Raw genomic sequence first — 7,931 nt, 5'->3', positions numbered from 1 at the left:
AATCATTTTAAAACGCATAAAACGTATACAAAATATGAAATATTAATGTTAGGCAAAACACAAACCCGCATGAATCCGCCAGCTGGCGGACGACAATTAAAAAAGCAAATAATATACATTTGAAAAGAACAGTCCCAATCGCCCTAATTATGGGCATGCTTCTAATGAGTTCCTGTAACAATTCCAACAAAGAAAACAATGCGGTAGGTGAAACATCGGTTAAAAGGACAGATACCCTTACTTTATCACAACCAGAAGAAATTACATCCCTGGAGCAGGATAGCACTGCTGATTTTGACATAAACAGCATTCCGGTCTCCACGGCAGAAATCGGTGATTTTCCATTCTTCACTGCCCCCGAGGGTGCTAAATACATTAACAGACCGTAAGTAAAAGATTTTGATTTTATCGTATTCGTGACTCCTGAAAAAATCTATGAAGTAGAGGGGAAAACTTTCAGTGCACATGTTCAAAAAGACAGAGAGAGCAGTGTAGAGATCAGCGGTCGATACCTGAACAAAAGTTTTGAAGATGCGATCCTGAATGCCGGAGGGATAAAGGTCTTTGAAGGTAACCTAACAAAGGAGCTAAAGGACAAATACAAGGAACTAGCCACCTATGGAGGAAGCAAAGGTAGCCTGGATATCTGGGACGAAGTGGTTGCAATGTATGTGATCAGAAGACATGAGGGGAACGTCTATATAGCTATGGTAAAAGCTACGGGAAACAGTACTTCCATACAGATCGTGCAGGAAAAAGCGTTTGATCAGACCTTAAAGAAAGTCACCTCGGCCGAGATAGAAAACGATTTGTTGAATTCGGGTAAATCTGTAATGCAGATAAATTTTGATAAGGACAGAGCCATATTGAAAACAGATGGATTGGAAACTGTCCGGGAAATGATCAAGGTGTTAAGGGATAATACTTAACTGAAAATAGCCATAAACGGATACACGGATAATTCGGGAGGAAAAGAACACAATCAAAAATTATCGGAAGGCCGGGCATCAACAGTTAAAAAAGAAATTTTAAATGCCGGCATAGGTGCCGACCGCTTAACATCCGCAGGATTCGGACAGGACAATCCGGTAGCTGCCAATGTTACAGAGGAAGGGAAAGCGCAGAACCGAAGGGTGGAACTTTTAAAAATCTGAGCAATCGGATAAATAAAGAGAAGAAATTTACACTATGATACCAACAAGAGATCGTTTAAAAAAAGAAATATTTAAGAGAATTGAAGCGGTTCGAATCCTGTCAACATATTTTCATATTCTTACCCTTTGACTCAAAATAATCTCAAAAATACTGATATATCGATTCTTTAATTAAAGGGAATTTTTACAGGAAGCCTTGCTATATTAAGAAAAAAGGGATTAAAATGAAAAATGGCACCAATTGTCTTCCAATGGCACCATTTGTCGTTTTAGTCGTCCTGTCGGGACAATTTTCGAACCATTTTTTGGAGGATTTGAGAAAATTAATCTCAGAAGATGATGATAATTTGATTTTTATTCAAAATAAAAAAGAAGCTATAGTATAATACAAAATCTTAGTTTATGCCTTTTCGATCTAATTTAAACTTCAAAAGACTTTAACTGAATACCTTCTTCGGTTTTCCATTCCAAAGGTCCGCTTGCTGATCGCGCAAGCGTTGCTGATGCTGCACGAGATGGCGAGGTAAATACATAATCTTTGGTCAGTTTATAAAAATCACTTTCAATTTTTAAGGTTCCATCATTCAGCATTTTTTGCCTTTCAAGACGAATCCCATCAGCTAAAGAAGGCTGCTCCGAAATTATAAATAAAGAATCTTTATAAACAATAAAACCTTCTGTAGAAGGGCTGCCCTTGCTGTTGGCTCCGGCTCCATTTTTACAATAGAATATTTGATTTTGCACTTTGTTGTCTTCAACCGTTTCTTCCAATGCTTCAAATAACTTATGTCCTAAAGTGGCTGTAAGGACTTTTGCATGAGAAAGAAATTCTTCCAATTCAGCTTGTTCTGCTTCGGATAATTCTGAACGGGTAGGTGTATTCTGATTGATAGTATATCTCCCTGCTTTTATGGCTAATTCGTGCAAGCGGTTTTCCAGATATTTTATACTGGCTTTGTTGAGGTATTTGTCTTTACTGCCGAAAAAGATAGCCTCATTCCAAAACTCTTTTTCTGCGATTTGTTGAAACAAGCGATTAGCAATTACTTCTGCTTCACCAATATAGGCAGCATCTTCATTATTTTCTCCTTTACCTATGAGAATATAGACACCCGGTTTTTGAAACTCAAGTCGATTACTGTATTCTCTGATTTTTATACGAGGTACTTTCACACCTATTCCCGTCCAGTTTGCTAAGTTCTGCAGTTGTAAGGCCGTTAGCAGTTCCGTCTACTAAAAATAATCGTATGGTTTTTCCGAAGGTGCTCATAAATGGTTAAGATACTATAGATTAATGTAAAAAATACTCCTGCTGTAAATATAAACAAAGTAATACCTTTAGCCAATACGGTAACCCATAAAGAAATGTCTAGATTTTATAAAAGGTACTTGCCATGGAACACAAAATACATCAGGGTCGTAATGTGAAACGTTTTAGGGAAATGCTGGGCATAAAGCAGGAGGCTTGCTAAAGGAGAAAGACGAAATGATGGCAAGGCTGGAAAAGCTGATTGATAAGAAATAAACTTACAATAGTATAAATGAAAAGCTCAACATTACTGTTGAGCTTTTTTGTATTTAAATTTGTAGTGCTTTCCACTGTTCCTTACTTAAAGTTGTCCTCCTATTCCCTTAAATTTTTCTACAAAGGCACTGATTTTTTGAAAAACACTTTGTTTCTTGGTTAAATACTGTGGGTTTAACGGGCTCATTTTAGGTAAAAGAGCATTCAGCTCTGTTCCGTTTTCACTGGCATATTCACGTTTTAGTGATGTGGCTATGTATCTTTTTGTCGCCTCTTCATTTAAGTTCTCTTCTGTTATCAATTCAACAGCTTCAGTTCTTTGTTTCTCACCTGCATAGGCATAAAATGCGTCTAAAATATTTGGTTTTTCCTGTATTTTATCAAGATCTGTTTCATTAATAAAGTCAACTACCAGACTTTCTTTTGCTCTTTGACCAATACTGGCACGAATCACTCTACGAATTTCATCAATTAAAGCCGATTTGTCTTTTGTTTTTTTGTTGTGTTCAAAAATTAATTCCAGAATGTAATCCAGATTTATTTCCTGAGATTTCAATAAGTCTATTTCAAAAACAACGTCATCCCAATCAATTTTAGATGCTTCGTCTTCTTTTCCATTTTTCTCTCGTCTTAACCAATCACGTATGTCATTATATGTGGAACGATAATCCTGAGCGGTTCTTTCAGGTAATAGAACGATTTCCTGCATTGCTGAAATATCTTCGTCTGTCACGAAATACGTTTCTTTGAATGCTTCGACAGCCTCAGGATTATGTACATCTATAGCATGTAATGCTTTAAGGTGGGTAAATTCATCGTAATTCTGTAAAACATTTTCTACACGCAGATATTCACCAAAAAGTTTCGCAAACTCCTTTTTGTCTTTTTCTGTGACAATTTCATCAGGATCGGGAAACTTTTCATTCAATTCATTTACAACATCAATATAACCTCTGCGGGCTTCACCAGTAGCAATATCTGTAAACCCCTCCAAATATTCTTTGTAGCTCTTTTCAAGCACCACGTTTTTGGTATTGTTATCTCCAAATAAAGTGATGGCATCAATGGTTGCCTGTTCTAAATCTCTAAATGTAACAATGTTACCAAAGGTTTTTGTAGCATCATAAATACGATTGGTACGCGAAAATGCCTGCATTAGCCCATGATAGTGCAGATTCTTATCTACAAAAAGCGTATTCAGTGTAGGGGCATCAAATCCAGTAAGGAACATACCTACTACAATGATAAGGTCTACTTCTTTGCTCTTTACTCTTTTTGCTAGGTCGCGGTAGTAGTTTTGAAATTCTTTGCTTTCAACTCCAAAACTGGTTTTGAACATAGCGTTATAATCATTGATTGCCTTGGATAAGAATTCTTTTGCGCTAATATCCATCGCTGATGGCTCAAAAGTTTCATCAGGTATTTCACCAATGGCATTTTGTTCTTCGTTTGCTGCAAAAGAAAAGATGGTTGCTATTTTCAACGGTTTTTCACTTTCTTTTTGCAGACGATTCAGTTCTTCATAATAACATTTGGCAGCATCCACACTACTTACGGCAAACATGGCATTAAACCCTTTATTGCTCCCCTGATTTCTGTGGGTTTTAATTCTGAAATTTTGCAAAATGTATTGCGAGATTTCCTTAATACGAGCTGGATGAAGTAATGCTTTTGTGTTTTCTGCAGCGCTCAGTTTTTTTTCATCCTGCTCTTGCTCTATTTTCTTAAACTGTGGACGTACATTGTTGTAGTCTACTTTGAACTTCAATACCTTTTCATCTCTGATGGCATCGGTTATTACATAGGAATGCAATTCACGTCCAAATACACTTGCTGTAGTTTCAGCGCCTAAAGCGTTTTTAGGAAAGATCGGTGTACCGGTAAACCCAAACTGATAGAATTTTTTAAATTTTTTCTTCAGATTTTTCTGAGCTTCACCAAATTGAGAGCGGTGCGCCTCATCGAAGATGAATACTACTTGCCTTTGATAAATGGCTAAATCACCTTCACTTTTCATGAGGTTGTTTAGCTTTTGTATAGTGGTAACTATAATTTTGTTATCTACTTTTTCAATATTCCTTTTTAAACCGGCTGTACTATCGGAACCGTTTACGCTATCGGGCGAAAAACGCTGATATTCTTTCATGGTCTGAAAGTCTAAATCTTTACGATCCACTACAAAGAATACTTTGTCTATAAAGTCAAGCTGTGTTGCCATTCTTGCCGCTTTAAAACTAGTCAGGGTTTTTCCCGAACCTGTGGTATGCCATATAAATCCGCCGCCTTCTGCAGAAGACCATTTTTTTGCTTCAAAAGAACTTTTTATTTTCCACAACATTCTTTCTGTTGCCGCTATCTGATACGGACGCATGATGAGCAATGTATCGCTGGTATCAAAAACGGAATAGGTGAGTAATACATTTAACAATGTATGTTTCTGAAAAAAGGTGGCTGTAAAATCTTTCAGGTCTTTAATCAAAGAGTTATCCGCTCTTGCCCAGTTCATGGTAAAGTCGAAACTGTTTTTATCCCGCTTTACGGTGTTGGCAAAATAACGGCTATCGGTACCGTTTGAGATAACAAATACCTGTAAATATTTAAAAAGTGAGTTTTCGCTATTGAAGCTTTCTTTGCTGTAACGATGTACCTGATTAAATGCCTCACGGATAGCAACTCCACGTTTTTTTATTTCCACCTGTACCAAAGGCAAACCATTCACCAGGATGGTTACATCATATCGATTGGCGTGCGTTCCTTTCTGCTCGAATTGTGAAATTACTTGCACTTTATTGCGGACAACGTTTTCTTTATCTACTAAATAAATGTTTTGGATGTGACCATCATCAAATACAAAATCATAAATATAGTTTTCATGAAGCTTTCTTGTTTTATCAACTATACTATCTCCGGGTTTATCCAAATATTCTTCTACAAAACGAACCCATTCCGCATCTGTAAACTCCATGTTATTCAGTGCCTGCAGTTGTTGCCTAACATTAGCCAATATAGTTTCCCGCGTAGTAAGGTTAGATGGCTTTTCGTAACCCTGAGCGACTAAATCCCGGATAAATTCCTGCTCAAGGGCAGCTTCCGTCTGATAGACCGCAGGTGGTTCGTTCAATGTTGAATATTTGTCGTATTTATCAAGAACGATGAAATTGTTTGATTCTGCTATGGTGTTATACTGTGCCATTTTCTTCTATAACATTTGGTTTAATAGTTGATTTGAATCCATACATTCTTTTTACTTCTTCAACCAGAAAGCTCAATACTCTCTTATCATTTTCTTCAATAATTGATATTTCTTCACCATGATGTTTAGAATGGCTGGAGAGATTTATTATTCGTTTGTAATATGCTTCACGTGATTCTTGGGTTAAAAGGTCTTCCCATTTATTGTGTCCCAAAAAGGTAGAAGTTTTTTCTAATATATTACGAAGAAAGTTGAAATGAAACTTTTTTATATCATTTGGCGATTGTATAGCTTTCTCTAATTCAGATAAAAGAAATAAATGATACGAGAATGGAGAATCGTTTTTTAATTCATGTATTGAATAAGTACCATCATCCAGTTTTTCTAAACGCCATTTTATTGTGTTTTTTACTCCGTTAAATTCATTAAATAACACATTATAGAATAATGGATTATGAGTAGTGATAATGAATTTTAATCCTGAATTACTAGACTTAATTAACTCAGCTATATTTACAGCCAATTCGATTAAGTGGGTATCATCGAGTGAACTTACCGGATCATCAATAAATACATAATCCAAATTATTAAATAGCCCACCTAATTTTTTGAGTTTTTCCTGTGCTGCGCTCAATTCAATATTAGCCACTTCCTCTTCATTTCTCAATACGTCTACTTTATTAGCATCCTCTTTGTTTCTGCTTTTTTTAGCTAGATTTTCTGCTTTTTTTGTGTCTTTGCTTTTAGATTCGGCTATTGCGGCCAATGATTTTATTTCTTCTTGTGCCTCTCCTAATGGGATTAATGCCTCTATAGCTTCCTTTAGTAAACTATAAAACACACTCCAAATAAAACAGCTTTCTTCGCCTTTAGAAATTTTTACAAATTCTGAATTTGAATCATCTCCGCGTTCAAATGAAAAACGTACTTCGGAAATAAGGGACGCCGCATTATTTTTTGAAAGATTCACCTCAAAAAATGTATCGGTCCCCTGAACCCTCGCTTCAAAGGTCATTTTTTCTATTTCTATATTGTGGTTTGAAAAAGAACCAAAGATGCATCCGCCAAAGTAGTTTCGTTCAGCATAAACCTGCCTCTCTTTACGGTCCCGAATTTCTCACCGATGTATATGTCTATGCGAGTCCAAAACCTATCGGGGTCTAACAAAAAGGACACTTTACCTGCCACTGATCTGATTTTTTCCATTTCTTTTGAAATGGTCACATTTAATTATTTCTTTGATACCAAATCCGTCATCATCAAAACAATTAAATAATTTTTTCGGGATCGGCGACCCATATAGGTATTGTATCCCCTCTTATCCAACCAACCATTAAACGCAGAGAGCCGATATCACAAGTTATCCTGTTACACGACCCATTCCGATAACAAGATTTGCTACTTTAGCATGGATTATTTTGGTTCTGCAACCTTGAAAGGGAGATTTCTAATCTACAACCATTGGGTTTTCCTAATGAAGTAGAAACACTCCTATCCATCGGTAAAACGATCACAGATCATAGTTTCTCCACATCTACACAACTACCTTTAGATTTTTCATTGCTATATCCCTCATCCTTCCAATAACACTTCCCTAATACTCTGATCTAATATAAGAAACTCTGGATTGCTATCGAACTTTACTTGGTTTAAACAATCATTCTCGAAAAGTTGCCGAACTTTTCATACATAGACTGTATGAAAAGTCCATCTTTCACCAATGGACTTCAAGATTCTTCTATTTGAAAGTACCCAGGAATACCTTTAAATTTAATTCTAAAACTGATTCAGAAACCCGTAGAGCTTTTAAGGTACTTTAAAGCTCTATGGACGGCCATTTGGATGGTTGCCAATTTGCAAATACCACATCAAGGACCTCGTCCCCTGATTTTATCTCCACAGAATTTCAATCAAAATTTCATCAAAATCCCTATTCCAACTACCGGAGGTTCAGTAGAATTTCATACGGAGGAGATACTAGCCCTTTTTGAATTTCTTTACATTGAAATCTCAATTGCTTCTAACTTTTTTCTTAAATAATTCTATAGTTTAGCCTAAT

8 protein-coding genes are annotated in these 7,931 nt (G+C 36.2%); 4 read left to right on the top strand and 4 right to left on the bottom strand.

What is annotated here, in order from left to right; genetic code table 11:
* Positions 1 to 119 precede the first annotated feature (119 nt).
* The 4 genes from E0Y80_RS18115 (at position 120) to E0Y80_RS18100 (ending at position 1,540) form a co-directional block, all read left to right on the top strand.
* Positions 120 to 389 carry a hypothetical protein gene (locus tag E0Y80_RS18115; protein ID WP_156309083.1) on the top strand — a complete coding sequence of 90 codons (270 nt, stop codon included), beginning with the start codon at positions 120 to 122 and terminating at the stop codon, positions 387 to 389.
* Between the two features lie 27 nt (positions 390 to 416).
* Positions 417 to 929 carry a hypothetical protein gene (locus E0Y80_RS18110; protein WP_156309082.1) on the top strand — a complete coding sequence of 171 codons (513 nt, stop codon included), beginning with the start codon at positions 417 to 419 and terminating at the stop codon, positions 927 to 929.
* Positions 930 to 1,154 carry an OmpA family protein gene (locus tag E0Y80_RS21035; protein WP_156309092.1) on the top strand — a complete coding sequence of 75 codons (225 nt, stop codon included), beginning with the start codon at positions 930 to 932 and terminating at the stop codon, positions 1,152 to 1,154.
* 224 nt (positions 1,155 to 1,378) lie between these two features.
* Entirely contained in the window at positions 1,379 to 1,540 is a 162-nt protein-coding gene (locus E0Y80_RS18100; RefSeq protein WP_156309081.1) for a hypothetical protein, read from the top strand.
* A 34-nt stretch (positions 1,541 to 1,574) separates the two neighbouring features.
* Here E0Y80_RS18100 and E0Y80_RS18095 read toward each other — a convergent pair whose 3' ends face one another.
* The 4 genes from E0Y80_RS18095 to E0Y80_RS18075 all read right to left on the bottom strand — a co-directional run bounded on the left by E0Y80_RS18095 (position 1,575) and on the right by E0Y80_RS18075 (position 7,078).
* A complete protein-coding gene (locus E0Y80_RS18095; protein WP_197091669.1) occupies positions 1,575 to 2,327 on the bottom strand; it encodes a GIY-YIG nuclease family protein in 753 nt (250 codons plus the stop codon).
* Positions 2,328 to 2,764: 437 nt separating this feature from the next.
* Complete coding sequence (locus E0Y80_RS18085; RefSeq protein ID WP_156309080.1) at positions 2,765 to 5,872, bottom strand: type I restriction endonuclease subunit R; 3,108 nt, start codon at positions 5,870 to 5,872, stop codon at positions 2,765 to 2,767.
* Complete coding sequence (locus tag E0Y80_RS18080; protein WP_197091668.1) at positions 5,859 to 6,887, bottom strand: AAA family ATPase; 1,029 nt, start codon at positions 6,885 to 6,887, stop codon at positions 5,859 to 5,861. The genes E0Y80_RS18085 and E0Y80_RS18080 overlap by 14 nt, the downstream gene beginning before the upstream one ends.
* A gap of 11 nt (positions 6,888 to 6,898) precedes the next feature.
* A complete protein-coding gene (locus tag E0Y80_RS18075) occupies positions 6,899 to 7,078 on the bottom strand; it encodes a hypothetical protein (protein ID WP_156309079.1) in 180 nt (59 codons plus the stop codon).
* Between the last annotated feature and the right edge of the window lie 853 nt (positions 7,079 to 7,931).

Source organism: Sphingobacterium endophyticum (assembly GCF_009733535.1).
Classification (GTDB): domain Bacteria; phylum Bacteroidota; class Bacteroidia; order Sphingobacteriales; family Sphingobacteriaceae; genus Sphingobacterium; species Sphingobacterium endophyticum.
This window is presented reverse-complemented; position numbering and strand designations above follow the sequence as displayed.

Excerpts from the sequence above, each read along its gene's own strand:
- E0Y80_RS18100 (WP_156309081.1), top strand. The coding sequence starts at position 1,379 with ATGAAAAATGGCACCAATTGTCTTCCAATGGCACCATTTGTCGTTTTA.
- E0Y80_RS18085 (WP_156309080.1), bottom strand. The coding sequence starts at position 5,872 with ATGGCACAGTATAACACCATAGCAGAATCAAACAATTTCATCGTTCTT.
- E0Y80_RS18080 (WP_197091668.1), bottom strand. The coding sequence starts at position 6,887 with ATGACCTTTGAAGCGAGGGTTCAGGGGACCGATACATTTTTTGAGGTG.
- E0Y80_RS18075 (WP_156309079.1), bottom strand. The coding sequence starts at position 7,078 with ATGGAAAAAATCAGATCAGTGGCAGGTAAAGTGTCCTTTTTGTTAGAC.